The organism is Candidatus Pelagibacter communis (assembly GCF_001179945.1).
GTDB classification, from domain to species: domain Bacteria; phylum Pseudomonadota; class Alphaproteobacteria; order Pelagibacterales; family Pelagibacteraceae; genus Pelagilacustribacter; species Pelagilacustribacter ubique_A.
Genome location: NZ_CVSG01000075.1, coordinates 47,518 through 74,047, shown reverse-complemented (window position 1 = coordinate 74,047; position 26,530 = coordinate 47,518). Strand labels below are relative to the sequence as shown.

Below are 26,530 nucleotides of genomic sequence, written 5' to 3'. Positions count from 1 at the left end.
TGTATGATTTCTTAATAAATTATTAAACAGAATTGTCAAGACATATACATTCCGCCATTAACATGTATTGTTTCGCCATTAATATAATTAGCCATATCAGAAGCTAAAAATGCTACACAATTTGATACGTCCTCACCAGACCCGAGGTTGCCAGAGGGGATTTTACTTAAAAGAACTTTTTTAAAATCATCACTTATTTTATCGGTCATTTCAGTTTTTATAAATCCCGGTGAAACACAATTAATATTTATATTTTTTTTTGCATACTCTATAGCTAAACTTTTTGAAAAAGCAATTATTCCAGCTTTAGAAGCAGCATAATTAGCTTGACCAAGATTCCCTGTGTGACCTACTATTGATGTTATATTAATTATTTTGCCTTTTTTTTGTTTAAGCATTTTTTTTATCACAAATTTACTCATTAGAAAAGTTGACGTTAAATTGATATCTAAAACTTTTTTCCAATTTTCTTCCGACAATCTTATTGATAAGTTATCTAAAGTGATACCAGCATTATTTATCAAAATATCTATGCCATCTAATTTTTTGTCAACGAGATTAATAAAATTTTCTATTTCATCATGCTTGTCTAATTTAAATTTTTCTGCATGTATATTAGTGAATTTATTTTTAAGTTCTTCCAATTTTTTTTCATTAGTACCAGAAGCAACTATTTGAGCTTCAAGTTCATAAAATTTTTTTACTATACAATTTCCTATTCCGCCTGTAGCACCTGTGATGAGAACTTTTTTATTTTTTAAATTCATTTTTAAGATTTTTAATATCAGCTATCGAATTGATTGAAAAGCTTTTTGCATTGCTTAATGTTCTTTTTACCATTCCTGTAAGAACTTTTCCCGGGCCAATTTCAACAAAATTTGAAACCCCATTTTCTGAGATATTAATTATACTTTCTCTCCATTTAACAGTACTAAAAATTTGATCTATCAAAAGACTTTTAATATTTTTAGCATCATTTTCTGGTAAAGCTTTGACGTTACTAACTATATCAAATTTTGGATCAATAAAATTAGTATTATTTATTTTTTCGCTCATTCTTTCAGCAGCTGGTTTCATTAATGAGCAGTGAAACGGAGCGCTAACTTTCAAAGGGATACTTTTTATCTTTTTATCTTTTAAAAAAATTTGAAACTTTTTAATATTATCACTATCACCACTTATTATAACTTGCCCCTCTGAATTATCATTGGCTATTTCACAAATCCCAGAACTATCATTTTGTGATTTTTGAATAAGTTTTTTTACTTCATCTATCTTAACACCTAAGACAGCTATCATAGCTCCTTTTCCTAAGGGAACTGCCTCTTGCATGGCTTTTCCTCTTTCATTAAGAAGATAAAGAGCATCAAGAAAATTAAGTGACTCAGCGCAAACTAAAGCACTATACTCTCCTAAAGAATGTCCAGCAAAAAATTTTATTTGTTTTAAATCAAAACCAAATTCATCGACCATAATTCTAAATATTGAATAACTTACTGTGAGAATTGCTGGTTGTGTATTTTGAGTTAGTTGTAATTTATCCTCAGGGCCATTTAAAATTAACTTTGAAATAGAAAAATTTAGTTTTTCATCTGCTTCATTAAATATTTTTTTGACTTTTTTAAAATTATTAAAAAATTCAGACCCCATGCCTACAATTTGTGATCCTTGACCAGGAAATAATAAAGCGCCCATATTTCTTAATTTAATCAATAATAATTAATGTTGCTATAATATTTTATTATAGTATAACCCAGCTCTTATAAGATTTATAACATAATATGGCTTTTTACGAGAATACTATAGTTGCTAAACAGGATTTGGCTGAGAAAGAAATAAAGATCATTAAAGATACTTACAATGAATTAATAAATAATTCGTCGGGAAAAGTGCTTAAAGTCGAAGAATGGGGACTGCTAAATTTAGCAAATAAAATTAAAAATTATAGAAAAGGATTTTATATTCATTACAAATTTGAGGGTGATAAAAAAACCTTAGATGCTATTGAAAAAAAAATTAAGGTAGACGGTAAGATTATAAGAAATCTTACAGTAAAATATAAAAAACTAGACATAAAGAAAGAATTTTTTGGAAAAGAAAAATAATGAAAAGAAAAAATAAAAGATTTAAAAAAAAAAATACAGGCTCTCTTAACAAGCTTAGTTTGTTTCAAAAATCTGATGGAAAATTTTCAAAAAAGTGTCCTCTTTCTATTAAAAATCCACCAATAATTGATTACAAAAATATAAGCCTGCTTAAAAAATACGTTTCTGATAATGGTAAGATAATATCATCAAAAATTACTTCAGTCTCGTACAATAAACAAAAAAAATTAACTCGTGAAATAAAAAGAGCTAAAATCTTAGGATTAATTTAATGGAATTAATATTACTTGAAAATATTTTAAATCTTGGAAACATAGGGGATAAGGTCAAAGTAAAAAGTGGATTTGGTAGGAACTTTCTCCTCAAAAAGGGTAAGGCTCTTAGGTTTAATAAGGAAAATCTTGAACTGGTAAATAAAAAAAAAGACGAGCTAAAAAGAAAAAATCTAGAAATTAAAAATAAATTTAAAGAAATTGCAAAACTAGTGCACAACAAATCGTTTTCATTTTTTAAAGAGAGTAAAGAAAATGGAGATTTATATGGATCTATAAAACCTAAAGAAATATCAAATTTGATAAAACAAAAAACTAATGCTGACGTCAGTCCATCACAAATAATTTTAAAAGAAGAACTCGATAAAATAGGCGTTTATCAGGTAGACATAAATTTTCATTCTGAAGTAAAATCTAACATCTCTTTAAAGATTAGTAAAATTCAGACTAAATAACTTTTCCACAGATCATAAAAAAAAGTGTGTAACTTTTATCTTTATTAAGATCTTTCCAAGCCTATTATGTGCGGGTGGAAGAAATTAAAACTATTGTAAATAATTCTGAAAACAAACATCCATCAAATATTGAGGCTGAACAAGCATTATTAGGATCAATACTTGTTAATAACGATATAATTGATGAAATTTCTAGCATAGTTGACTCCTCAATTTTCTACGATCCGGCTCACATAAAAATATTTGAAGTAATTCAAAGTTTGAATAACAAGGGAATGATTGCAAATCCAATCACGTTAAAAAATTTTTTTGAAAAAGATAATATGCTTTCAGAAGTTGGTGGAACAGAATATTTGGTTAAGCTTACAAGATTTTCAAGCTCACCTAAACAAGCAATTGATTATGCTAAAATTGTTCACGAGATGTATCTTAGGAGAGAATTAGTTTTAATTTCAAATAAACTATCCGCAGATACTTTGAATGCTAGTTCAGAAGAACAAAATGCCGAAAGTATTATTGAAGGGACTGAAAAATCTCTTTATGATTTGGCTGAAAAAGGAACTTTTTCTCAATCATATCTTAAATTTAATCAAGCACTAGACCAGACTATAGAAATGGCGACAATGGCAATGCAAAGTGATCAAGGTATTGTGGGAGTTCCAACAGGTTTAACTGATTTAGATGAAAAGTTAGGAGGTTTACATAAATCTGATTTAATCATTTTGGCTGGAAGACCTTCTATGGGTAAAACTGCTTTGGCAACTAATATTGCTTATCACGCGGCACAACATATTTCGAAAAGAGAAGAAAAATCATCAGTGGCTTTTTTTTCTTTAGAGATGTCATCTGAACAATTATCAACTAGAATTTTATCAGAACAAGCAAAAATTAAATCTGATGATGTTAGACGGGGAAAAGTTTCAGAAGAAGAGATAAATAGATATATAGAAACTTCAAGAAATATATATAATCTTCCTCTATTCATTGATGAAACACCAGCTATCACTATAGCGACACTAAGTAATAGAGCTAGAAGAATAAAAAGACTGCATGGATTAAATTTAGTAGTTGTTGATTATATTCAATTAATGAGATCAAGCTCAAACAAAAATGATGGAAGAGTTCAGGAAATTTCTGAAATTACTCAAGGTTTGAAGGCTTTGGCAAAAGAATTATCAGTACCTGTTTTGGCTTTATCACAATTATCTAGAGCAGTTGAACAAAGAGATGATAAACAACCTCAATTAGCTGATCTAAGAGAGTCAGGATCAATTGAGCAAGATGCTGATGTTGTAATGTTTGTTTATAGAGAGGCTTATTATTTAGAGAGAAAACAACCTAAATTAGGTTCTATTGAGCACGCCGAATGGCAATCAAAGATGAATGATGTAAATGGTCTTGCAGACATAATACTTGGAAAACAAAGGCATGGACCAACTGGTACTGTCAAAGTCGAGTTTGAAGGAATTTATACAAAATTTAAAGATTTAAGCAAAAATTAGACATAGTTTTTTCTTTAGTTATAAATAAATTACGATATATCTGAATTATTCTGATGTTGTCTAATATTTATAAAAAATTTGTAGTAGATTTTTCAAAAATCACTCTTTTGTTAATATTGGGATTAATAGTTTTCTCACTTTATAAAGCCAAAGATTTTAATCTGGATGCCTCTTCAGATGCACTCCTTTTAGAGGGTGACAAAGACCTTAAATATTTAAGAGAAGTTAATGAAAGATATAAGTCTAAAGACTTCTTAGTTCTTACCTACACTCCGGTTTCAAGCTTTACTGATAAAGAAACTATACTTAATTTACAGTTATTAAAATCAAAAATAGAAAAATTGACCTGGGTAGACAGTGTAATAACTGTAATTGATGTTCCTTTATTGAAAAGCACAGATGAAAATTTAATGGATAGATTGAAAAATTATAAAACCTTGGCTTACCCTGAAATAGATAGAGAAAGAGGTTTTGAGGAAATTTTAAATAGTCCTTTATATAAAAATTATGTAATTAGCGAAGATGGAAAAACTTCAGGAATAGTAGTTTATTTAAAAAAAGACGAGAGATTAGCTGAATACATAAAAATTAAAGATAAATATTATAATCAATCGATAGAAACTGGTCTAAAAAAGGAGGAAAAGAAAAATTATAAAAAATTTTTAAAAGAATATGAGGAATATAAAAATCTTTACAATACTCGAAATCATCAAAATATAAATGAAATAAGGGATATCATAAATAAATATGGAGAGAATGCCAAAATTCATTTGGGGGGCATTCCAATGATTGCCGATGACATGATGAGTTTTATAAAAAACGATATAATTGTTTTCGGGTTTGGGGTGTTTTTATTTATAATTTTAACCTTATGGTTAATTTTTAAAAATATTAGGTGGGTAGTTATGCCATTACTCGGCTGTGCTACTTCAGTTATTATTATGATTGGCCTACTAGGTTTAATGGGTTGGAAGGTTACTGTCATTTCATCCAATTTTATTGCTTTAATGCTTATACTTAACATGGCTATGAATATACATGTTACTGTAAGATTTTTACAATTGAGAAAAGAGTTTCCTCTTTTGTCAAAGGGAGAGACAATTATTTTAACAAGTAAAAAAATGATGCCTCCTATTATTTATACTGTTTTAACTACTGTTTGTGCATTTTTGTCATTAATTTTTAGTGGAATAAAACCGATTATAGATTTTGGATGGATGATGACCCTAGGATTGTTTGTTTCATTAATAGTAACTTTTACACTATTACCCTCGTTATTAAATATTTTTGCTCAAGAGAATGAAATTAACGTAAGAGAGAAAGACTCTATTATTACTTCATTACTTGGGTCTATAGCCAAAAAGAATAAGATTTTAATTTTCGGCCCAACGATAATCATAATTTTTTTTAGTATATTTGGTATATTAAAACTTGAAGTAGAGAATAGTTTTATAAATTACTTTGATAAAAAAACTGAAATTTTTAAAGGAATGAAAAAAATTGATGACGAACTCGGAGGCACTACACCATTAAATGTAATTCTGAAATTTCCTTCAACAAAAAATGAAAAAACCGATGATGACGAATTTTCTGAATGGGATGAAGATAATGAAAAAGATAAAGATAAATCAAAATATTGGTTTACTAGAGATAAAATGGACAAAATACTTAAAGTGCATGATTATTTAGAATCATTACCTGAAATAGGTAAGGTATTATCTTTTGGGTCTATTTTAAGAGTTGCAGAAGATTTAAATAAAAAAGAATTACAAAGTTTAGAAATCGCAGTTTTATATAGTAAAATTCCAGAAGAAATAAAACAAGAAATTATATCACCTTATATTTCAGTTGAAGAGGATGAAGCTAGAGTCTCCGTAAGGATTAAAGACTCTTTAGAAAATTTAAGAAGAAATGATCTTATTAAAAAAATTAATAATGATCTAAAAATTAAATTGAATTTAGAAAAAGAGGAGTATAAATTAACTGGTGTATTAATTCTATTTAATAATCTACTTCAAAGTTTATTTAAATCCCAAATTCTTACCCTTGGAATAGTCATGTTGGGAATATTTTTAATGTTTTTTATTTTATTTAGAAATATTATTTTATCTTTAATAGGAATAGTTCCTAATTTTATTGCTGCTTTTTTTATTCTTGGAATAATTGGTTTTATGAACATTCCTCTTGATATGATGACAATCACTATTGCCGCGATCACAATCGGAATTGCTGTTGATAATAGTATTCATTATATTTACAGATTTAAAGAAGAATTTGAAAAAATTAATGACTATAATCAAACTTTAGATAGATGTCATCAAACTGTTGGTGTTGCTATATTAAATACCTCAATAACTATTGTATTTGGATTTTCTATACTTGTTTTATCAAATTTCATACCGACAATTTATTTTGGGTTTTTCACTGGAATAGCAATGCTGCTAGCAATGATTTCAGTGCTTACATTGCTTCCTAAGTTACTTTTAGTTTATAAGCCTTTTGGAGACAGGATAAAACCTTTGTAATGATGGAAAGTATAGATAAAGTTTTAGAAAATATAAATTTGTTCGACATAATTGCAGCTACTATTATGACTTACAGCATTGTTCAATGTTTTTTAAAAGGTTTCTCGCTTAGCTTAATTTCTTTCATGAAGTGGGTGCTTTCTACAGTTATTACAATAATTTTGGTACCAAAATTTCAGCCTTATGTGAGCGATTATATTGAATCTGAATTTATTAACAGTTTTGGTTTAGGTATGGCAATATTTATTTTTACATTATTTTTTCTGATTTTAATTGGTAAAGTTTTAAGCAGAGCAGTAACATGGACTGGGGTTGGCTCAATCGATAAAACTTTTGGCTTTTTGTTTGGTATTTTCAAGGGGTATATAGTTTGTGTGTGTATATTTTCGATATTTAATTGGTTTTATCCTTACAAAAATTGGGGTATATCTGCAGATAAAGCAAAATCATTTAATATAATTTACAAAGGTAGTGAATTATTAATTGAAGAATTTCCTTCAAGTAATGATTTTATTGATACGAAAGAAAAAATTGAAAAAATTTAATTCAGACAAATTAAGAGAGGAATGTGGAGTTTTTGGAATTTCTAATCATATTGATGCCTCAGCACTTGTAGCATTGGGCCTACATGCTTTGCAGCACAGGGGGCAAGAGGGATGTGGAATAGTATCATTTGATGGAAAAAATTATCACTCTGAAAAAAGACAAGGATTAGTCGGGGATCATTTTACTAATTCTGAAATTATAGAAAAATTACCTGGAAAATTTGCAATAGGTCACAATAGATATTCGACTACCGGTGAAACCTCATTAAGAAATATTCAACCATTTTTCGCTGACTTACATATGGGAGGTTTAAGTGTAGCTCATAATGGAAATTTGACAAATGCTCTTCTTTTAAGAAAAAATCTTGTCAAAGATGGAGCAATATTTAGAACTACTAGTGATACGGAAACGATTGTTCAACTTATTGCAAAATCAAAAAGGGTAAAATTTTTAGATAAATTGATTGATGCACTTTTTCAAATTCAAGGAGGATATTCATTGATTCTTATGACGAATAAAAAGTTGGTGGGTGTTAGAGATCCATTTGGGATTAGGCCGCTTGTAATTGGAAAATTGAATAACTCTTATATTTTTGCTTCAGAAACTTGCGCTTTAGATATCGTTGGAGCAAAGTTTCTAAGAGAGGTAGAAAATGGAGAAATTGTTTTTGTTGAAAACGAAAAACTCGAAAGCATAAAACCGTTCCCAATACAAAAATCTAGACCTTGCGTGTTTGAATATATTTATTTTGCAAGACCTGATAGTTTAATTAGCGGAAAATGTGCTTATGAGTACAGAAAAAATTTAGGCTCAGAACTTGCAAAAGAAACAGATTTAAATGCAGATTTTGTAGTTCCAGTCCCAGACTCAGGCGTGCCAGCTGCCCTCGGGTATGCTGAACAATCGAAAAAATTATTTGAGTTAGGTCTAATCAGGAATCATTATGTTGGAAGAACATTTATCGAACCTACTCAAAATATAAGAAGTTTAGGAGTAAAGTTAAAACTAAGCTCTACCAAAACAATAGTAAAGAATAAATCAATAATCTTAATTGATGACTCGCTTGTGAGAGGAACTACATGCCACAAAATTGTTAAAATGCTTTACGAGAGTGGTGCAAAAGAGGTTCATGTCAGAATAGCATGCCCAGAAATAAAATACCCCGACTTCTATGGTGTAGACATGCCGTCTGAGAAGGAGTTGCTTGCTTATAAAAAAGATATAAGAGAAATGACTGAATATATTAATGCCAAAACTCTAAAATTTTTAAGTTTAGACGGTCTTTACAAAGCTTTAACAGGTTCAAAAAGGAACGACAATTATCCTCAATTTAGTGATCATTACTTCACTGGTGATTATCCAATAAAACCAGCAGATAATTTAGAAGGGTTAAAAGTGAAGCAATTATCACTATTGAGTGGAAAGTCCAGTAGTTAATTAACTACCGAGAGTCTATTTTTAAAATCAAAAAACATAATTGATCCATCAATAATAATTGGGAAAGTATTTATTTTATAAGGTAGTTTATCAATATTTTTGAGTTTCCCATTTAAATCAAACTTTAAAAGAAAAGAATTTTTCAAAAAAACAAAAATTTTATTATTCACTATCATCATGCTTTTGATTTGAGCATCTTTTTTTTTAATTTTTAAATAATTAGCAATTTCCTTGTTTATGTCTAAAGAAAATAATATTTTCCCATTGTTCATATTAGTTGCAATTAAAAATTTATTTTTGCTTATTGAAAGGAAATGACCATTTATTATAATTGGTTTTACTATGGAGCTAAAATTTTTTCTAAAAAGAATTGTTCCAGTCTCGGCTTCTATAATAAATGTAAATCGATTTGAGCTAACTATAATCTTATTATCTTTGTTAACTATTTGATTTCCTAAAAAAAGATTACTAGGATTAATATCTAAGGATTGATTTAAATTTACGAACCATTTTATTTCCATATTTTTTTTATTAACCGCATATAAAGACCCATACGTATTTAAAAAAAGTAGATAATTGTTACTTAAAGATAAATTATTAATAAATCTATTTTTTACACTTGTTTCCTCTGTTGGAATTAGTTTAGAAATATCTCCGGAATATTTATTTAAAAAATATAACTTATTATTTTGATTTGAAGCTAATAGTTTATCTTGAGATATCTTTAAATTTGAACGAAAAGGAATTTTATAATTTTTTGCCCAAATTACTTTATTTTTTCTATAATCAATTGCATATAAAAAACCAATATTATCAGAGGCAAAGATAATGCCATTATTTACTATTAGATTTAATTTTTTTTCAATATTTTTAAATCTATTCTTATAAAAATTAAATTTATTAATTAGTTTTTTCTCCTTCAATGAAAATATAAATATATTTCCTTTTAGATCACTAAATATAATATTATTGTTTTCCGATAATATATATTGATTAATTTTTTTTCTTGTAATTTTTTTGCTTCTATAATTTTTTTCATTAAGATTTAAATATTTAAAATTTTGTAAATTATTATTATCGCTATAAAAAATATCATTCCACTCTTTTACATCAACTAATGGCTGTGTTTTAAAATTAAAATCTTTTTTGATATTTATGATTTTGTTAAAGGGGTTAGATGAAATAGTGAGCTTTTTAAACTCTCTAAAACTATCATTTGTATCTTCAGTGATTAAATTCTCATTTTTCCAAATGCCAGATTTATTATCAAATGAACAACTATAGATTAAAATAATAAATAGTATTATAATTTTATTTTTCATTTATTTAAAAACTTATTTTTCTAATATTTGATCTGATATTTTTTTTAAATAAGAATCAGAGCTGGACAATTTTTTTAATAAATTTTTACCTTCTTCGATTTTTGAAATTTGCATTAAATATAATGCTTTCTTTAAAATTAAAAGATCTTTTTGTTCAGACGGAATAGATAAATCTTGTAGAATGTTAAAATAATTAATTATTTTTTCTTCATTATTCTCCAATTTTTTTTCAAGAATAGTGTTTAAAGCTAAAATTGAATAAAATTTATTTTTACTTTTTATTATTTCCTCGTAAATTTCTTTAGATTTTTCTTTATCATTAGAAGCTAAATAAATATTTGCTTGAATAAATTTTTCAGACATTAAGATATTCTCTCTTTCTAGATTTATTTTCATAATTGAAAAAATAATCAAAAAAAGTACTAAAATGAAAAAAATTAAAATTATTTTAATTTTTTGAGCAATAAGAAACAATTTCAACTTATCTATAAATTCTACTTTTTTATCTGTATTTTGATCCATTTAAAAAATTTTTCTTCGAGGGAAAGTTTTTCAATTTTACTTCTCTGCTATATTTTTTTATAGCTTTTTCAATAATTCTATCAAGAGACAAGTATTTTTTTACAAATTTAGGGTAAAAACCACTTATACCCAACATGTCATCAGTAACGAGTATTTGGCCGTCACAATTTGCTGAAGATCCGATCCCAATAGTCGGAATTTTTAAATTATTAGTAATTAATTTTGAAGCTTTAGGGTCTATACACTCTAATACAATTGAAAAAGCTCCAGCCTTTTCAATATTTTTTGCCTCATTTAAAAGCTTATTGGCTTTATTTTTGGTATCACCTTCAATTTTAAATTTTTTCTTAAACTGTGGAGTAAAACCAATATGACCCATTACTGGTATATTAATTTTAACTAAAGATTTTATTATTTCAAAATTTTTATTGTTACTTTCTAATTTGATGGCATCACATTTTGTTTTTCTAATTAGTAATTTCGCATTTTTTTTTGCTGATTTTAAATTGTTATATGATCCTTTGGGCATATCTACTACTAACAATGACTTTTTGATACCTTTTTTTACACTTATAGTATGTTGTATCATATTCTTTAAATCTATTTTGTGAGTATCGTTTAAACCATAGAGAACATTTGCCATGGAGTCTCCAACTAAAACTATATCACAATGTTTATCAAGAATTTTTGCAATATTTTTTGAGTAAGCTGTTAGACTTACAATTTTAGATTTATTTTTTTTTTTAACAATATTTAGAATTTTTTTATTCATGCTTATATCTAATTTATTCTAATTCAATTGTACTAGGTGGTTTTGAGCTTATATCATATACCACTCTATTTATACCTTTCACATTATTTATTATTTTATTAGAGATTTTATCTAAAAATTCTTTTGGAAAGCTAAAATAATCCGCAGTCATTCCATCTTCGGAAATAACTGCTCTTAACAAGCAAGTAAACTCATAAGTTCTCGAGTCTCCCATCACCCCAACAGTTTTTACTGGAAGAAGTGCAGCATAAGCTTGCCAAATTTTATGATAAAGATTATTTTCATTTAATTCATTTATAAAAATATGATCTGCTTCTTGAAGAATTTTAATTTTTTCTCTAGTCACATTTCCTATAATTCTTATACCTAACCCTGGACCAGGAAATGGATGCCTATAACATATATTTTTTTCTAATCCTAAAGTTTTCCCAAGAATTCTTACTTCATCTTTAAAAAATTCTTTTAATGGCTCTATTAAAGTTAAATTCATCTTTTTAGGTAACCCTCCAACATTATGATGTGATTTTATTTTTGAAGTTTTGCTTCCTGTAGATGACTTACTTTCAATTATATCAGGATAAAGAGTCCCTTGCGCGAGATATTTTATTTTTTTAAATTTTTTTGACTCTCTTTCGAATATCTTAATAAATAAGTTACCAATAATTTTCCTTTTTTTTTCTGGATTAGAGATATTTTTAAGTTTACTTAAAAATATATTTGAGGCATTAATCAAACGGACATTAAGTTTATATTTATTTTTAAAAATTTTATAAGTGTATTTAAATTCATTTTTTCGCATTAAGCCAGTATCTACCATAATACAAATCAAATTTTTTTTGATAGCTTTGTTAATCAATAATGCTACAACACTGCTATCAACTCCTCCCGAAAGAGCACAAATAACTTTATCCTTTTTGACTATTTTTTTTACATCTTGAATTAGTCTATTTTTTTGAGATGCAATACTCCATCTTTTTTTTAATTTACATATGGAGAATAAGAAATTTTTGAATATTTTTTTACCGTTATCTGTATGAGTTACTTCTGGATGAAATTGTACGCCATAAATTTTTTCTTTTTTATTTTCGATTATTGTTAATTTAGAATTTTTTGTAAAGGCAACTTGTTTAAATCCTTTAGGCAGTTTAACTACTGCATCTTCGTGGCTCATCCAGACAGCAACTTTAGGAGAGAAAAAATTTTTAGTCAATAATGACCGACTTTTTTTAAAAACAAAAGCTCTACCAAACTCTCTTCGCTTATTGGATGATTTAATTTTTCCACCGTATAATTTTGCAATTAACTGTAAGCCATAACATATTCCAAGTATTGGAATATTTTTAGAAAAGATATTTTTTGGAACACTTTGATATTTACTCTTTGTAACTGATGATGGACCTCCAGAAAGTATTATACCTTTAATTTTAGAGTAATCTTTAATTTTTTTTAATTCTGATGGGGTAATGACATAAGAATGGACGCCTAAATCTCTAATTCTTCTTGCTATTAATTTAGTAACTTGAGACCCAAAATCAATGATTAAAATACTCTCGTTAAATTTTTGAAATTGCATTTAATTTTTTGATAAATTTTCAATTTCAATTTTTAAATTCTTACTTTGATTACAAAATTTATCACAAATATTATTTAATCTTTCATTTAATTCTTTACTTTTTTTATAATCTGATGCTTCCAGTTTTAATTTTACTAAGTTAAAAATTGCTTCCTCATTTTCTGGATTTAAAAGAATGACTGTATTTAAATTCTTTTCTTGCAAATTTTTATCATTCAAATTCTTGAAAATTTTTGACAGATACAAATAGGACATTTCACTTTTCGGATTAAATACTATGTTTTGTTCAAATTTAAACTTCGCTTCTTCAAATTTTTTACTATTAAATAGTTTTAAACCTTCATCAAAATAAATATTATTTGCCATTAATTTATTCGGTAAACATAGTAAAATTAAAGCTAATTTAAATCTTAGTATCATAACTTATAATTAATTGTTTTTTGTGTAATCTCCACACTATGTACCATACTTTCATAAAAACCTGCTTTTGTAATCTTAATAAACTTGGCTTTTTTTGAAATTTGATTTAAATTTTTCGCACCTATGTACCCCATCGAAGATCGTAAACCTCCTTTTAATTGATAAATTATTTTCGAAACATTTCCTTTATATTCAACTCTGCCCTCTACTCCTTCGGGTACAAATTTTGACTTATCTTTAAAATTTTTTTGAAAATATCTATTAGCTGAACCTGATGACATTGCTCCAATTGAGCCCATTCCTCTGTATTGTTTATATATTCTTCCTTTTATTTTAAATTTTTTTCCTGGACTTTCAGCCGTACCTGCAAAAATAGATCCCATCATTATGGCATCGGCTCCAGCGGCTAATGCTTTTGCAATGTCTCCGGAAAATTTTACTCCACCATCTGAAATAATTTTTATTTTTCTATTTTTTAATGCACCTCTGACTTCCATAATTGCAGAAATCTGTGGAACACCAATACCAGCTACCATTCTAGTTGTGCATATAGAACCAGGTCCAATTCCTACTTTAATAATATCTGCACCAGAATTATATAATTTTTTTGCAGCTTCCGCAGTTGCAATATTTCCCACACAAATAGGAACATTAAAATTTATTTTTTTAATTTTTGATAATATCTTAAGAACTTTTTCACTATGTCCATGAGCTGTATCTATAACAATCAAATCACATCCATTATCAATTAATGACCTGGCTCTTTCTAAATCTTCGCTGTTGGTACCAACTGCAGCCCCTACAATTAATTTTTTTTTCTTAACTTTTATTACCTCTTTAGTTTGTTTTTTTATGTTTAGGTTCCTATGTACAACCCCGATTCCTCCAGACTCTGCAATTGCCGTTGCCATTTTAGACTCGGTGACTGTGTCCATAGCTGAGGATAAGAAAGGTACTTTTAAAATTATTTTTTTGGATAGATTTAGTGAAATATCAGTTTCAGATGGTAATACATCAGAGTACTTTGGAATAAGCAAAACATCGTCAAAGGTTAAAGACTCTTTTATTGTTTCCATATTAACTTATAAACGATTTTTAAAAATTATAAAGTCTTTAAAATTCTACAATGTATATAAGTTTCTTTGGATTCATTTCTACTAGATAAAGGTTTAAAAAATTTTATTTCTTTAAATAATATCTCAGCTAAGTTTTTAATTTCATCAAAATCTTCACCCATAAATACTTTTGAAACAAAAACCCCATCAGGAATAAGAATTTTGGAAGATAAATTAAGTATTTCTAAGCATAATTGATTTGTTCTAATAGAATCAAGTGACTTATTTCCAGTTGTATTTGCTGCCATATCAGAAATGATTACCTCTAATTTGCCATCAAAAAAATCTTTTATTTTGATCTTAGTAGTTTTTTTAAAAATATCACCTTTATAGAAATTTACATTTTTAATTGGGCTCATATTTTTAATATCTATGGATAGAATTTTTCCATTAGTAATAGTTTTACTTGCAACTTGTGACCAACTGCCTGGGTACGAGCCTAAATCTAAAAGTTTTGTATTTGATTTTAAAAATTTAAATTTTTTGTTTAATTCGATTAATTTGAATGATGCTCTTGATCTGTAACCAAGTATTTTTGATTTTTTAAAAAATGGATCTCTGTGTTGTTTAATCTTCCAAGAATTACTTTTCTTTGTTCTTTTGGATTTTTTCATTATAAAATATCTTCATGATCTTCATCTGATATTTTTGTAGCATGTTTTTTAAGCTCTTTTTTGTATAAAAAAATACTTCCAGGTATAAAAATTAAATATATGAAACTTAAAACGAGTAGTGTTTTAAAGGTATAAAATAATAGAGCGATAAATATCGTGCCAATGCCCAAAAGTAAAAAAATAGTAGTTTTTGAAGAGATAGATATTTTTTTTAATGAGGGCGTTGGAATTTTACTTACTAACAATAAAGCAGTAAGTATTGTTAGATAAGGTGTGATAAATTTTAAATCAAAGTTTAAATTAAAATTACTTAATTCATAAATTAAAGGTATTAAAATTATTAATCCTCCCGCAGGTGATGGTATTCCCTCGAAAAAATTATTTTTCCATTCTTGTTCATTTTCATTTTTAGTAAGATTAAATCTAGCTAACCTCAACACACAACAAACAGAGTAAATTAAAGCAATGGCCCATCCAAGTTTTCCATAAGAATTCAATTCCCAAAAGTATAATATAAACACTGGTGCTATACCAAAGCTTACGAAATCTGTTAATGAGTCTAATTCTTTTCCAAAATCAGATGTCCCTTTAATCAATCTTGCTATTCGTCCATCAAGTGCATCAACAATTGCTGCTAATAAAATTAAAGTGACTGATAAACTAAAGTTTCCATCGATAGAGAATTTTATTGAACTTATTCCAAGACAAACTCCACCTAATGTGAGTATATTTGGTAAAAGATATCTAGTTTTTTTTGAGGAAACTATTTTAAATTTTTTATTTTGATCCATTAGTCAGACGCAATTAAGCTTTCTCCAGCTACTACATTTTGCCCAATTTTAGCTAAAACTTTTTTATTTTTAAAATAAATATCTACTCTACTCCCAAATCTTATCATGCCTATTCTATCTCCTTGTTTCAAAGATTGACCTTGTTCAACTTCACATACAATTCTTCTAGCAATTAAACCTGCTATTTGAACTATGATTATTTCCTCATTATCTTTCATTGATTTTACTTTAAAAAAATTTCTCTCATTTTCTTCACTAGCTTTATCTAGAGATGCATTTAAAAATTTTCCAGGCTTATAATAAATTTCTTCTACCTTGCAAGTATTTGGAACTCTGTTGACATGACAATTAAAAACATTCATAAAAATGCTCACTCTTGTAAATGAAGTATTTTCAAGTCTTAATTCTTCTGGTCCAGATCGCTCTGAAACATCTGTAACAAGTCCATCTGCAGGACTTACTAAATAACTATCGTCGTTAATTGAAAAACGTTCGGGATCTCTAAAAAAATAATATACCCAAACTGAGATTATTATAAAAATTAACCCCAATAACTTTGATAAGAATAATGCTACAAAAGTTATTAGCACTGAAATAGCCAAGAATTTATAACCTTCTTTATGAATCTTTGGAAATATTGTGTTTAACATAATTTAAAGTTTGCTAAATTTTTCTTAATATGTATAAAAATCACAGTTTATCAATCAATTTTTTATGTCAAAAATAAAAGTTAAAAATCCAGTTGTAGAGTTAGACGGAGACGAAATGACCAGAATCATATGGTCTTTTATCAAAGATAAGCTTATTAAACCCTATTTAGACATTAATCTTAAATATTATGACCTTGGAATGGAGAGTCGTGATAAGACTGATGATCAAATAACAATTGACGCAGCTAATGCCATAAAAAAATATGGTGTGGGAGTAAAATGTGCAACTATCACACCTGATGAAGCGAGAGTAGAGGAATTCAAACTTAAAAAGATGTGGCGATCACCTAACGGTACAATAAGAAATATTCTAGGAGGTACTGTTTTTAGAGAGCCAATTATTTGTAAAAACGTTCCTAAACTTGTACCAGGTTGGACACAGCCGATTGTTATAGGTAGGCATGCTTTTGGAGATCAATATAGAGCTACTGACTTTTTAATACCAGGCGAAGGAAATCTTGAAGTAAAATGGACTTCAAAAGACGGTAAAAATAAAAAAGAATTTAAAGTTTTTAATTTTCCTGGATCTGGAACTGCATTAACTATGTATAACTTAGATGACTCAATTAAAAATTTTGCGAGAGCATGTATGAATTATGGTCTTGGAAGAAAATGGCCAGTTTATTTGTCAACAAAAAATACAATTCTTAAGGCTTACGACGGAAGATTTAAAGATCTTTTTCAGGAAGTTTTTGAAAAAGAATTTTCTGAAAAGTTTAAAAAAGCCAATATTATTTACGAGCATAGGTTAATTGACGACATGGTAGCATGTGCTATGAAGTGGAACGGCGGATACATTTGGGCATGCAAAAATTATGATGGAGATGTTCAGTCAGATACTGTAGCGCAAGGATTTGGTTCATTAGGATTAATGACAAGCGTTTTAATGACACCAGATGGTAAAACTGTTGAGTCCGAGGCTGCACATGGAACTGTAACTAGACATTACAGAATGCACCAAAAAGGAAAAGAAACTTCTACAAATCCTATTGCTTCAATATTTGCATGGACAAGAGGTTTAGCTCATAGAGGAAAACTCGACGATAATAAAGATTTAATTAAATTTTCAACAAATATTGAGGAAGTGTGTATTAAAACTGTTGAGAGCGGATCAATGACAAAGGATTTGGCAATCTTAATTGATAAATCAACTAAATACCTAACAACAAATCAATTCTTAGAGGCAATTGATGGAAATTTAAAGAAAAAACTTAACTAATTTTTTTAGAAATTTCTTTAAAAGCCTCTTTAATTTTGTCTTTATCTACCCCCCCTGCTTGAGCAAAATCTTTTCTACCTCCTCCTCCTTTACCTCCTAGAATAACAGAAGCAGCTTTTACAAAATCAACAGCATCATATTTTGAGGTTAAATCTTTAGTTATACCTACAGCTAAACCGACCTTATCTTCAAAAGTGGAAATAACTACTACTATCCCTGATTTAATATCTTTTTTTCCTTCATCTATAATGTTTCTTAATTCTTTAGGAGGAAAATCTTTCAAAACTTGTTCTCGAATTATTATATCTCCAATTTTTTTGTCTTGTATTATATTTTTGCTTTTATCTTTTTTTACTCTTTCAATTTTTACTTTGTTTAGCTGTTTATTTAAATTTTTTAAGTTTTCGGTTAAATTTAAATTATCTTTATAATCTGGATTTATTTTTAGTTTTTGTAATTCTTTTTTAATTAATGTAATCTCATCCTTTAAATTTAACTCTTTTTGGGATTTATCTTGTTTTTGCGTTTTTTCATAAACTTCTAATTGTTTATCTCTTAATGCCTCAACTCTCCTAACTCCTGAGGCAATCGAAGACTGGCTTATAACTTTAAATTTACCAACCTCTTTAGTGTTTTTAACGTGAGTGCCTCCACATAATTCAGTTGAGAAAAAACCGTTGTTTTCCTTACCCATAAAAACCACTCTCACTTCTTCTCCGTATTTTTCACCAAATAATGCTAATGCGCCCATGCCTACTGCTTCTTTTGGGGTCATTATTCTTGTCTGTACATCAGTAGAGCCAACTACAATTTCATTAACAATTTTATTTATTTTTGTCATTTCATCTTTTTCAATGGGTTTATTATGACTAAAATCAAATCTTAGCCTCTCTGGTGAAACTAATGAACCTTTTTGAGTGACATGTTTTCCTAAAGTTCTTCTTAATGATTCGTGTAATAAATGAGTTGCTGAATGATAAGCTTTAGAGTTATTTCTTTTTAAAACATCTATTTCTAAATTAACGTTTTGGCTAATTGATATTGAGCCTTTTTCAATTTTTCCATAATGAACAAATAAATCTCCCATTTTTTTCTGTGTATCATTAATCTTTATTTTACAATTTGAATTAAAAATATAACCTTGATCACCAACTTGACCTCCTGACTCTCCGTAAAAAGGGGTTTGATTTGTTATAATTTCTACTTCATCTCCAGCGCTAGCTGAGGCTACAAACTTACCGTCTTTTAAAATCTTGATAACAACACCTTCTGCTTTATCGAATTCATAACCTAAAAATTCAGTTGGATTTATTTCTTCCCTTATTTTAAACCATCTTTCTTCTACAGACCTATCTCCAGACCCTTTCCAATTGGCTCGCGCAAGAGCTTTACTTTTTTCCATCTCCTTTTCAAAACCAACATTATCTACTTTAATACCCTTCCCTTTTAAAATGTCGGCAGTTAGATCTAAAGGGAAACCATAAGTATCATATAATTTAAACGCTGTTGATCCTGGAAAGGTTTTATTTAAAACTTTAGTCAAATTTTCATCAAGTATTTTCATTCCTCGTTCTAATAGAGAAGAAAATTTTTCTTCCTCATTTTTTAAAGTCTCTATTATTAATTCTTTACCAGTAATTAATTCAGGATAACTACTTTTCATTTCATTTAATAAAATATCAAATAACTTATAAAAAACAGGATCTTTGCTTCCTAAAGAATGAGCATGTCTCATCCCACGCCTCATAATTCTTCTTAAAACATATCCTCTTCCTTCATTAGAAGGCAATATTCCTTCAGCAATTAAAAAACTGCTAGCCCTTAAATGATCTGCAATAACTCTATGACTCGCAATAGTTGACACATTTATGGGCGACTTCAATAAATCGGAAGATGCACCCATAATTTTTTTAAAGTGATCGATCTTATAATTATCATGGGTCCCTTGAAGGACAGCTGTCATTCGTTCAAGGCCCATTCCAGTATCTACTGATGGTTTTGGTAAATTTATTCTTTTATCTTTTGAAATTTGCTCGTACTGCATAAATACTAAATTCCATATCTCAATAAATCTATCTCCATCCTCATCTGGGCTTCCTGGAGGTCCTCCTTTTAATTTTTCGCCGTGATCGTAGAAAATTTCTGAGCAAGGACCACACGGACCAGTGTCTCCCATTGACCAAAAGTTATCTGAAGTTGCTATTTTTATTATTTTGTCATCACTTAAACCTGCTATTTTTTTCCAAAGTTTATATGACTCTACATCCTCATGGTAAACTGTTACAGAAAGTTTTTCTTTTGGCAATTGAAAATCTTTTGTTAATAAATTCCAAGCATGAATAATTGCCTGCTCTTTAAAGTAGTCTCCAAAGGAAAAATTTCCAAGCATTTCAAAAAAAGTATGGTGTCTTGGTGTGTATCCTACGTTTTCTAAATCATTATGTTTTCCACCAGCTCTTACACATTTTTGAGATGTTGTAGCTGTTTTATAATCTCTTTTTTCTAAACCTGTGAAAACATTTTTGAATTGAACCATGCCTGAGTTGGTGAACATCAGAGTAGGATCATTGTTTGGAACTAAGTTGCTGGAGTCTACAATCTTATGATTGTTTTTTTGAAAGTAATCTAAGAATTTTTTCCTAACATCTGTAAGTAAAATTTGACCCATATTTAATTAAATACAGATATTTTAGAACTTGTCTATAAAGAGATTAGTTTGTAGCTTTTTTATCGTTGTCTACTACAACGCAAATTTCAGATTTTGTTAAAAATCTTTGCCCTGTTCCATTATCTAGTGAAAACATGCCTCCAATTCCCTTAACAGCATCAATAGTCAAATCTGTATGTTTCCATTTTTCATATTGATCCTCATTCATATAAAAAGGGGTTCCATCTACTTCTCCCAGCTTTACATCACTATTTCCTACTTGATATTCTTTTGCTGGAAAGCACATAGGTGCGCTGCCGTCGCAGCATCCTCCTGATTGGTGAAATAAAAGGTCGTCTCCGTGAACTTCTTTGATTTCATTTAATAATTTCTTTGCTGATAATGTAAATGATACTTTCATTTCTATGTTTCGGCCCATGATTTAGAATCATGGGCCATTATATATTATTGGTTAAAAGAAGCCTAATTTTTTCTCACTGTAAGACACGTGTAAATTCTTCACTTGTCTGTAATGATTTAACATCATTTTGTGAGTCTCTCTTCCGATACCAGATTGTTTGTATCCACCAAATGCAGCGTGTGCAGGATATGCATGGTAGCAGTTTGTCCAAACCCTACCTGCTTCAATACCTCTACCCATTCTGTATGCAATGTTTCCGTCTCTAGTCCAAACACCTGCTCCTAATCCATATAGAGTGTCATTAGCTATTTCTAATGCTTCTTTCTCATCTTTAAATGTTGTAACTGATACAACTGGTCCAAAGATTTCCTCTTGGAATATTCGCATATTGTTTTTACCTTCGAAAATTGTCGGTTGGATATAGTTTCCTTTTTCTAAACCACTGTTAATCTTAGCTTCGCTTCCACCACATAGAACTTTGGCACCTTCTTTTTTGCCTAAGTCTAAATAAGACTTAATTTTTTCCATTTGTTCTAGTGAGGCTTGAGCTCCGATCATAGTTTCCATTTTTAAAGGATTGTCTTGTTTCACTGCTTTAGTTCTAGCAATCGCTTTCTCCATAAATTTATCATAGATAGATTTTTGAATTAAAGCTCTACTTGGACAAGTACAAACTTCTCCTTGATTAAGCGTAAACATAGCAAAACCTTCTAAACATTTATCAAAGAAGTCATCATCTTTAGCCATAACATCTTCAAAGAAGATATTTGGCGATTTACCACCTAATTCCAAAGTAATAGGAATTAAGTTTTGAGATGCATACTGCATAATCAAACGTCCAGTAGTAGTTTCACCTGTAAAAGCAATCTTCTTAATTCTTTTTGAAGAAGCTAATGGTTTACCCGCTTCAAGACCATATCCACTTACAACGTTAACGACACCTGCTGGTAATAGATCTCCAATAAGTTCCATTAAAAGCATTATAGATGCTGGTGTTTGTTCAGCCGGTTTTAATACCACACAGTTTCCTGCTGCCAATGCTGGAGCTAGTTTCCATGTAGCCATTAATAATGGGAAGTTCCAAGGTATAATCTGACCAACTACGCCTAATGGTTCTGGTATGTGGTAAGAATATTCGCTATTGCTGATTTCAGCAACTGAACCTTCCTCAGCTCTTATAACTCCTGCAAAATATCTCCAATGATCAATTACCAAAGGTAAATCTGCAGCCATACATTCTCTTATTGGCTTACCATTGTCTAAACATTCTGCTGTAGCTAAAACATTTAGATTTTTCTCTATAACATCAGCAATCTTCAAGAGTATATTTGATCTCTCTGTGATTGATGTTTTTCCCCATGCAGGAAATGCTGCGTGGGCTGCGTCTAGAGCGAAATCTACGTCTTTATCATTCGATCGTGGCACCTTACAGATAACTTCATTAGTGATAGGAGTAGTATTATCAAAATACTTTCCAGATTTAGGTTCTACAAATTTTCCGTTAATGTAGTTTCCATATTTAGCTTTAAATGGAAATTTAACCTTCAAATGAGAGGTATCTAAAGATGAAGACACTTTCGAGCTTGATGCTTGTTGTGTACTCATTTTTCCCCCTTTTTTTTATTTATTAATTAAAACCAATCTGAACTAGATTGTACACTGCTTTTTTTGACACTAGTTTTTTTAAATACTAAATATTGATTTTATCAATTTTAAGTTGAGGTGTTATGAGAAACGGGAGGCTTTATTAAACCTCCCGTTGAAATGATGGCGAAAAATTTATTCTTCTTCTTTTTTATCACTAATTTTTTCTTTAGACGAAGGGTTTCCCTCTAATTCTTTACTTATCGCTGAAGCTTCATCTCTAATAGTTTTTTCTATTTCTGCTGCAACGTTAGGATTTTTTTGAAGGTAAAATTTTGCGTTTTCTCTACCTTGGCCTATTTTATCACCTTTATATGCGTACCAAGCTCCAGATTTTTCAACAACTCCAGCCTTAGTCCCAAGATCAATTAATTCACCTAATTTACTTATTCCTTTTCCATACATGAGATCGAACTCAACAACTTTAAAAGGTGGTGCAACTTTATTCTTAATCACTTTTACCCTAGTTGAGTTACCTATGATCTGATCTTTTTCTTTAATTGCCCCTATTCTTCTTATGTCCATTCTTACGGATGAATAAAACTTAAGAGCATTACCACCTGATGTAGTTTCCGGATTACCAAACATAACACCAATTTTCATTCTTATTTGGTTAATAAATATTACCATTGTATTTGATTTAGAAACTGACCCTGTAATTTTTCTTAATGCTTGACTCATCAATCTAGATTGAAGACCCACATGGTGATCTCCCATTTCTCCCTCTAACTCAGCCTTAGGGGTTAATGCTGCGACTGAGTCCACTACTAAAACTGAAATTGATCCAGATTTTATTAGTGTGTCAGTTATTTCTAAGGCTTGTTCTCCTGTATCTGGTTGGGAGATTAATAATTCCTCAGTTTTTACACCTAGTTTTTTAGCATAAACTGGGTCCATAGCATGCTCAGCATCAACAAATGCGCATATTCCACCAGCTTTTTGAGCTTCAGCTACTACTTGTAAAGCTAAAGTAGTTTTACCTGATGATTCTGGGCCATAAATCTCAATAATTCTTCCTTTTGGTAGGCCTCCAATACCAAGAGCTAAGTCTAAGCTTAAAGATCCAGTTGAAATAGCCTCCACATCTAACGCTTGCTGTTGTCCAAGCCTCATTACTGAGCCTTTTCCAAAATTTTGATCTATTTGGCTTATTGCAGCCTCTAAAGACTTGTTTTTTTCCTTTAATTCTTGTTGTTTTTTATTATCAGTTTTAACCACTTTTAAGTTATTTTTTGTCATATTTTATCCTTTTTATTATTCGAATCGTTAATATAAATGTACACATTTTGTTCTTTTTTTCAAGGCCTTAAAAGAAGGCCTCTATTTAACGGATTTTTGTGAGAGAAAGCCTATTTGCTTTGCAAGCTCAAATTGTGAAACAATGTAGTCCCTTTGAGCTTTAGAATGAGCTATCCGAGCTTCCAAAAGAAGACTTCTTGATTGAATAACTTCTAATGTTGTACGCGTGTTACCTGAATCATATTCAAGTGTAATACCCTCGTTAGCTATTTCTGCAGCTTTTAATTGGGCTTTTGTGGCGTCTAACACACTTTTTGATGATTGGTAATTAGACCAAGAGTTTGAGGTTTCTGATAAGACTTTGTTTTTTGTATCCTTCAGAAGTAGTTGAAATCGTTGTTTTTCTAATGAAGATTTTTTAATCGATGAAATATTTTCTCCGCCTTTTATTATTGGCCAGGTAATAGTTGCTTTAACTGTCTCATCGTTTTTTTCATCTATTGTTGAACTAAAATCTTTGTTTTCAGATTTTGAGACTTTAATTGAAGCTTTGGGAGAAAGTCTAGCTCTTTCAATATTTAACTCTTTTATTGAAATTTCGTAATCTAATCTAGAAATTAAAAGCGTTAAATTTTTAAGGCTTGATTGATCTAAGGAGCTATTTAAGGTATTTGGTAAATTAACGAGAACTTTTTGATTTAAATTTTCAAAGCTTGGTATTTTTTCTCCTGTAATTCTTTCGAAATTTGTAATTGAAGAAAGAAGCTCAGTTTTTGCTTTAATCAAATTTGCATTTGCACCAGCCAAAGATGATTCTGATTGTGCTAAATCAGTTAAAGTAATTTCTCCCTTTTGCAATCTTGCATTATCAAATTCTACCTGTCTCTCAAATAAATTAACATTAGAAAAATTAAATTTTTCGTTATTATATTTAAAAATATAGTCAAAATAAGCAAAAGCAGTTTCAAAAATTATTTGCTGTTCTAATTGTTTTAATTTTAAAATTGCTTTTTGGGTTTTAAGTTCAGATTTTTTGAAGGTATTAACCCCTTTAAAACCAGAAAAAATTACTTGTTCTAAAGATATAATTTTATTTTCAGTATCCGAATTTGAGTCTGCTAAACTGGCTCCACTCTGATTAGTTCTGCTAGTTGAGGTGGTGCTAGTTTGATCTCCAGAAATAGTAATACTTGGTAAAAATTCACTTCTTGATATATTCTTATCTTGTTTAGCTGACTCTAAATTTTTTCTTTCTGCATTTAATTCTAAATTATTACTTATTGCTTTTTGTAAATAAAATTTGAAATTTTCACTCGCTTCGAGACTCATAAAATGTAGAGCTAAAAAAAAGGTAATAACAATTTTTTTCATTTTAATTAATTTTCATACTTTTCAATCGATGCTTTTTGTCAATATTAATTGTAAAATCAGATTTTCTTTTTAAATTTTTTAACATATGTTTTGTTAGCCTTTCATAGTGCATAATAAAATTTTTAATCTGAATATCGTTCATCGTTTTTTTTCCTTTAGAAGTCATTCTTAGTTTTTTTTCTTGTAAAAGTCTCCACTTATAAACGTAATCAAAACTAGGTACCTTTAAAAATATTTTTAAATCAATTAATTTAAATATCTTTTTATAATTAGTTTTGAGTTCTGCATTAACCCGACTTCTCCATATTTTTTTTTTATCGCTCTCTTTTTCTAATATATTTATTGGAACTATTAAATCTTTTTTTTTTTGTGGTGTTGCCGCGACACACCATCCCTCAAATATTACAATGTCTGGTTTATTAGTTATTTTTTGCCATTTTTTTTTTGGACTTCTATCATCCATAGATTTATCAAATTTTGGAATATACAGATTTGGTTGAGTAAAATTTTTTAATTTTTTTAGACAGCTGAAAAGTAATTTGGTATCATGAGTACCTGGTACTCCTCTTGTAAGAAAAAGCGGATTTACTTTTTTTGCCATTTTTTTTCTCTCATTTAAAGTTTTATAAAAATCATCAATGGAAAATATGACTGTATTAAGTTCGTACATCTCTTTTAAAATAATTTTCAAAATATTAGAAATTGTTGATTTTCCTGAACCTTGACCTCCAGTCAAACCAACAACTAGTGTTTTTTTTTTTTTAATTTTATGTTCAAAAATCTTTTTGCTTATCGGTAAAAAAAATTTTTTTAGTTGTCCTATTTTATCTCTAAAAGGCTCTGATAAAATTTCTTGTGTCTCTATGAATTGAAGATATTTTTTTTTTACTTTATTATTAAAGTTCAACTTTTTGGAGTGCATCTTAATTTTTATCTAGAGGATGATTTTTTCCGTCGTTAATCTCAACGTTTTTAAGGTCTAATGTATCAATATCTTCTACACAACCTAAATTGAAACCTGTCATAGACGGATTAGATCTTGGATTGTGATGCGTATAAATTCCGCAAATAGAGCAAAAGTAGTGTTTTGCAACTTTTGTATGAAATTGATAAAGAGATAATTTATCCTCTCCCTTAACAATTTTAAAATCATCATTTCTAACCATAGACATTATTGCACCTTTTCTTTTGCAAATGGAGCAATTGCATCTCAAGACTTTAGCTAAATTATCAATATTTATTTCAGCTTTAAATTGACCACAATGACATTTGAGTTTTTTCATAATTTTCACCTGATAAACTGCAACA

Annotated in this window: 26 protein-coding genes; 8 read left to right on the top strand and 18 right to left on the bottom strand. The window is 28.8% G+C overall.

Annotation, left to right across the window (positions count from 1 at the left end):
* Positions 1 to 35 precede the first annotated feature (35 nt).
* A complete protein-coding gene (fabG, locus tag AMN78_RS03135) occupies positions 36 to 767 on the bottom strand; it encodes a 3-oxoacyl-ACP reductase FabG (RefSeq protein ID WP_075534132.1) in 732 nt (243 codons plus the stop codon).
* Positions 751 to 1,713 carry an ACP S-malonyltransferase gene (fabD, locus tag AMN78_RS03130; protein ID WP_256997708.1) on the bottom strand — a complete coding sequence of 321 codons (963 nt, stop codon included), beginning with the start codon at positions 1,711 to 1,713 and terminating at the stop codon, positions 751 to 753. Before fabD ends, fabG begins: the two co-directional genes overlap by 17 nt.
* Positions 1,714 to 1,781: 68 nt before the next feature.
* Between fabD and rpsF the strand changes: the two genes are divergently transcribed.
* The 7 genes from rpsF to purF all read left to right on the top strand — a co-directional run bounded on the left by rpsF (position 1,782) and on the right by purF (position 8,842).
* Positions 1,782 to 2,105: a 30S ribosomal protein S6 gene (gene rpsF, locus AMN78_RS03125; RefSeq protein ID WP_075534130.1), complete on the top strand. Its 324-nt coding sequence runs from the start codon at positions 1,782 to 1,784 to the stop codon at positions 2,103 to 2,105.
* Entirely contained in the window at positions 2,105 to 2,377 is a 273-nt protein-coding gene (gene rpsR / locus AMN78_RS03120; RefSeq protein ID WP_075534129.1) for a 30S ribosomal protein S18, read from the top strand. Before rpsF ends, rpsR begins: the two co-directional genes overlap by 1 nt.
* A complete protein-coding gene (gene rplI, locus AMN78_RS03115) occupies positions 2,377 to 2,832 on the top strand; it encodes a 50S ribosomal protein L9 (protein ID WP_075534128.1) in 456 nt (151 codons plus the stop codon). Before rpsR ends, rplI begins: the two co-directional genes overlap by 1 nt.
* Positions 2,833 to 2,906: 74 nt before the next feature.
* Positions 2,907 to 4,334 carry a replicative DNA helicase gene (locus AMN78_RS03110; protein ID WP_075534127.1) on the top strand — a complete coding sequence of 476 codons (1,428 nt, stop codon included), beginning with the start codon at positions 2,907 to 2,909 and terminating at the stop codon, positions 4,332 to 4,334.
* A 53-nt stretch (positions 4,335 to 4,387) separates the two neighbouring features.
* Entirely contained in the window at positions 4,388 to 6,859 is a 2,472-nt protein-coding gene (locus AMN78_RS03105; RefSeq protein WP_075534126.1) for an efflux RND transporter permease subunit, read from the top strand.
* Positions 6,859 to 7,404 carry a CvpA family protein gene (locus AMN78_RS03100; protein WP_075534125.1) on the top strand — a complete coding sequence of 182 codons (546 nt, stop codon included), beginning with the start codon at positions 6,859 to 6,861 and terminating at the stop codon, positions 7,402 to 7,404. Before AMN78_RS03105 ends, AMN78_RS03100 begins: the two co-directional genes overlap by 1 nt.
* Complete coding sequence (gene purF / locus AMN78_RS03095; protein WP_075534124.1) at positions 7,364 to 8,842, top strand: amidophosphoribosyltransferase; 1,479 nt, start codon at positions 7,364 to 7,366, stop codon at positions 8,840 to 8,842. The genes AMN78_RS03100 and purF overlap by 41 nt, the downstream gene beginning before the upstream one ends.
* Here purF and AMN78_RS03090 read toward each other — a convergent pair.
* The 9 genes from AMN78_RS03090 to AMN78_RS03050 are packed head-to-tail and all read right to left on the bottom strand — an operon-like array spanning position 8,839 to position 16,621.
* Positions 8,839 to 10,164: an outer membrane protein assembly factor BamB family protein gene (locus AMN78_RS03090; protein ID WP_075534123.1), complete on the bottom strand. Its 1,326-nt coding sequence runs from the start codon at positions 10,162 to 10,164 to the stop codon at positions 8,839 to 8,841. The two genes, purF and AMN78_RS03090, sit on opposite strands and share 4 nt — an antisense overlap.
* A 12-nt stretch (positions 10,165 to 10,176) precedes the next feature.
* Positions 10,177 to 10,686 carry a hypothetical protein gene (locus tag AMN78_RS03085; RefSeq protein WP_075534122.1) on the bottom strand — a complete coding sequence of 170 codons (510 nt, stop codon included), beginning with the start codon at positions 10,684 to 10,686 and terminating at the stop codon, positions 10,177 to 10,179.
* Positions 10,667 to 11,458, bottom strand: a complete 792-nt coding sequence (panB, locus tag AMN78_RS03080) for a 3-methyl-2-oxobutanoate hydroxymethyltransferase (protein WP_075534121.1) — start codon at positions 11,456 to 11,458, stop codon at positions 10,667 to 10,669. Before panB ends, AMN78_RS03085 begins: the two co-directional genes overlap by 20 nt.
* 13 nt (positions 11,459 to 11,471) lie before the next feature.
* Positions 11,472 to 13,031 (bottom strand): glutamine-hydrolyzing GMP synthase, encoded by a 1,560-nt coding sequence (gene guaA, locus AMN78_RS03075; RefSeq protein WP_075534120.1) that lies wholly within the window; start codon positions 13,029 to 13,031, stop codon positions 11,472 to 11,474.
* The gene (locus AMN78_RS03070; protein WP_075534119.1) at positions 13,032 to 13,451 is read right to left on the bottom strand and encodes a tetratricopeptide repeat protein; all 420 of its coding nucleotides are present in this window, start codon (positions 13,449 to 13,451) and stop codon (positions 13,032 to 13,034) included.
* Entirely contained in the window at positions 13,448 to 14,527 is a 1,080-nt protein-coding gene (gene guaB / locus AMN78_RS03065) for an IMP dehydrogenase (protein WP_075534118.1), read from the bottom strand. Before guaB ends, AMN78_RS03070 begins: the two co-directional genes overlap by 4 nt.
* A 26-nt stretch (positions 14,528 to 14,553) precedes the next feature.
* The gene (locus tag AMN78_RS03060) at positions 14,554 to 15,180 is read right to left on the bottom strand and encodes an RlmE family RNA methyltransferase (protein ID WP_075534117.1); all 627 of its coding nucleotides are present in this window, start codon (positions 15,178 to 15,180) and stop codon (positions 14,554 to 14,556) included.
* A complete protein-coding gene (pssA, locus tag AMN78_RS03055; protein WP_075534116.1) occupies positions 15,180 to 15,971 on the bottom strand; it encodes a CDP-diacylglycerol--serine O-phosphatidyltransferase in 792 nt (263 codons plus the stop codon). The genes AMN78_RS03060 and pssA overlap by 1 nt, the downstream gene beginning before the upstream one ends.
* Positions 15,971 to 16,621: a phosphatidylserine decarboxylase gene (locus tag AMN78_RS03050; protein ID WP_075534115.1), complete on the bottom strand. Its 651-nt coding sequence runs from the start codon at positions 16,619 to 16,621 to the stop codon at positions 15,971 to 15,973. Before AMN78_RS03050 ends, pssA begins: the two co-directional genes overlap by 1 nt.
* A 64-nt stretch (positions 16,622 to 16,685) precedes the next feature.
* Here AMN78_RS03050 and AMN78_RS03045 point away from each other — a divergent pair, with 64 nt between their 5' ends.
* Positions 16,686 to 17,900, top strand: coding sequence for an NADP-dependent isocitrate dehydrogenase (locus AMN78_RS03045; protein ID WP_075534114.1), 1,215 nt, complete (start codon positions 16,686 to 16,688; stop codon positions 17,898 to 17,900).
* Here the strand turns inward: AMN78_RS03045 and alaS are convergent.
* The 7 genes from alaS to AMN78_RS03010 form a co-directional block, all read right to left on the bottom strand.
* A complete protein-coding gene (gene alaS, locus AMN78_RS03040; protein ID WP_075534113.1) occupies positions 17,893 to 20,568 on the bottom strand; it encodes an alanine--tRNA ligase in 2,676 nt (891 codons plus the stop codon). The two genes, AMN78_RS03045 and alaS, sit on opposite strands and share 8 nt — an antisense overlap.
* A gap of 43 nt (positions 20,569 to 20,611) precedes the next feature.
* Entirely contained in the window at positions 20,612 to 20,968 is a 357-nt protein-coding gene (locus tag AMN78_RS03035) for a DUF779 domain-containing protein (RefSeq protein WP_075534112.1), read from the bottom strand.
* 51 nt (positions 20,969 to 21,019) lie between these two features.
* Complete coding sequence (locus AMN78_RS03030; protein WP_075534111.1) at positions 21,020 to 22,573, bottom strand: aldehyde dehydrogenase family protein; 1,554 nt, start codon at positions 22,571 to 22,573, stop codon at positions 21,020 to 21,022.
* Positions 22,574 to 22,747: 174 nt separating this feature from the next.
* On the bottom strand, positions 22,748 to 23,851 hold the full coding sequence (gene recA, locus AMN78_RS03025; protein ID WP_075534110.1) for a recombinase RecA: 1,104 nt from the start codon (positions 23,849 to 23,851) through the stop codon (positions 22,748 to 22,750).
* A gap of 81 nt (positions 23,852 to 23,932) precedes the next feature.
* Positions 23,933 to 25,222 carry a TolC family protein gene (locus AMN78_RS03020; RefSeq protein WP_075534109.1) on the bottom strand — a complete coding sequence of 430 codons (1,290 nt, stop codon included), beginning with the start codon at positions 25,220 to 25,222 and terminating at the stop codon, positions 23,933 to 23,935.
* Position 25,223: 1 nt separating this feature from the next.
* A complete protein-coding gene (locus AMN78_RS03015) occupies positions 25,224 to 26,144 on the bottom strand; it encodes a hypothetical protein (RefSeq protein ID WP_075534108.1) in 921 nt (306 codons plus the stop codon).
* A gap of 1 nt (position 26,145) precedes the next feature.
* Positions 26,146 to 26,505 carry a GFA family protein gene (locus tag AMN78_RS03010; RefSeq protein WP_075534107.1) on the bottom strand — a complete coding sequence of 120 codons (360 nt, stop codon included), beginning with the start codon at positions 26,503 to 26,505 and terminating at the stop codon, positions 26,146 to 26,148.
* Between the last annotated feature and the right edge of the window lie 25 nt (positions 26,506 to 26,530).

Coding starts and splice junctions, on each gene's coding strand:
- AMN78_RS03010 (WP_075534107.1), bottom strand. CDS start 26,505: ATGAAAAAACTCAAATGTCATTGTGGTCAATTTAAAGCTGAAATAAAT.
- guaA (WP_075534120.1), bottom strand. CDS start 13,031: ATGCAATTTCAAAAATTTAACGAGAGTATTTTAATCATTGATTTTGGG.
- AMN78_RS03085 (WP_075534122.1), bottom strand. CDS start 10,686: ATGGATCAAAATACAGATAAAAAAGTAGAATTTATAGATAAGTTGAAA.
- AMN78_RS03105 (WP_075534126.1), top strand. CDS start 4,388: ATGTTGTCTAATATTTATAAAAAATTTGTAGTAGATTTTTCAAAAATC.
- AMN78_RS03045 (WP_075534114.1), top strand. CDS start 16,686: ATGTCAAAAATAAAAGTTAAAAATCCAGTTGTAGAGTTAGACGGAGAC.
- pssA (WP_075534116.1), bottom strand. CDS start 15,971: ATGGATCAAAATAAAAAATTTAAAATAGTTTCCTCAAAAAAAACTAGA.
- rpsR (WP_075534129.1), top strand. CDS start 2,105: ATGAAAAGAAAAAATAAAAGATTTAAAAAAAAAAATACAGGCTCTCTT.
- AMN78_RS03070 (WP_075534119.1), bottom strand. CDS start 13,451: ATGATACTAAGATTTAAATTAGCTTTAATTTTACTATGTTTACCGAAT.
- rplI (WP_075534128.1), top strand. CDS start 2,377: ATGGAATTAATATTACTTGAAAATATTTTAAATCTTGGAAACATAGGG.
- recA (WP_075534110.1), bottom strand. CDS start 23,851: ATGACAAAAAATAACTTAAAAGTGGTTAAAACTGATAATAAAAAACAA.
- AMN78_RS03060 (WP_075534117.1), bottom strand. CDS start 15,180: ATGAAAAAATCCAAAAGAACAAAGAAAAGTAATTCTTGGAAGATTAAA.
- AMN78_RS03090 (WP_075534123.1), bottom strand. CDS start 10,164: ATGAAAAATAAAATTATAATACTATTTATTATTTTAATCTATAGTTGT.
- AMN78_RS03015 (WP_075534108.1), bottom strand. CDS start 26,144: ATGCACTCCAAAAAGTTGAACTTTAATAATAAAGTAAAAAAAAAATAT.
- AMN78_RS03030 (WP_075534111.1), bottom strand. CDS start 22,573: ATGAGTACACAACAAGCATCAAGCTCGAAAGTGTCTTCATCTTTAGAT.
- alaS (WP_075534113.1), bottom strand. CDS start 20,568: ATGGGTCAAATTTTACTTACAGATGTTAGGAAAAAATTCTTAGATTAC.
- fabG (WP_075534132.1), bottom strand. CDS start 767: ATGAATTTAAAAAATAAAAAAGTTCTCATCACAGGTGCTACAGGCGGA.
- AMN78_RS03100 (WP_075534125.1), top strand. CDS start 6,859: ATGATGGAAAGTATAGATAAAGTTTTAGAAAATATAAATTTGTTCGAC.
- AMN78_RS03035 (WP_075534112.1), bottom strand. CDS start 20,968: ATGAAAGTATCATTTACATTATCAGCAAAGAAATTATTAAATGAAATC.
- purF (WP_075534124.1), top strand. CDS start 7,364: ATGATTTTATTGATACGAAAGAAAAAATTGAAAAAATTTAATTCAGAC.
- rpsF (WP_075534130.1), top strand. CDS start 1,782: ATGGCTTTTTACGAGAATACTATAGTTGCTAAACAGGATTTGGCTGAG.
- AMN78_RS03020 (WP_075534109.1), bottom strand. CDS start 25,222: ATGAAAAAAATTGTTATTACCTTTTTTTTAGCTCTACATTTTATGAGT.
- guaB (WP_075534118.1), bottom strand. CDS start 14,527: ATGGAAACAATAAAAGAGTCTTTAACCTTTGACGATGTTTTGCTTATT.
- AMN78_RS03050 (WP_075534115.1), bottom strand. CDS start 16,621: ATGTTAAACACAATATTTCCAAAGATTCATAAAGAAGGTTATAAATTC.
- panB (WP_075534121.1), bottom strand. CDS start 11,458: ATGAATAAAAAAATTCTAAATATTGTTAAAAAAAAAAATAAATCTAAA.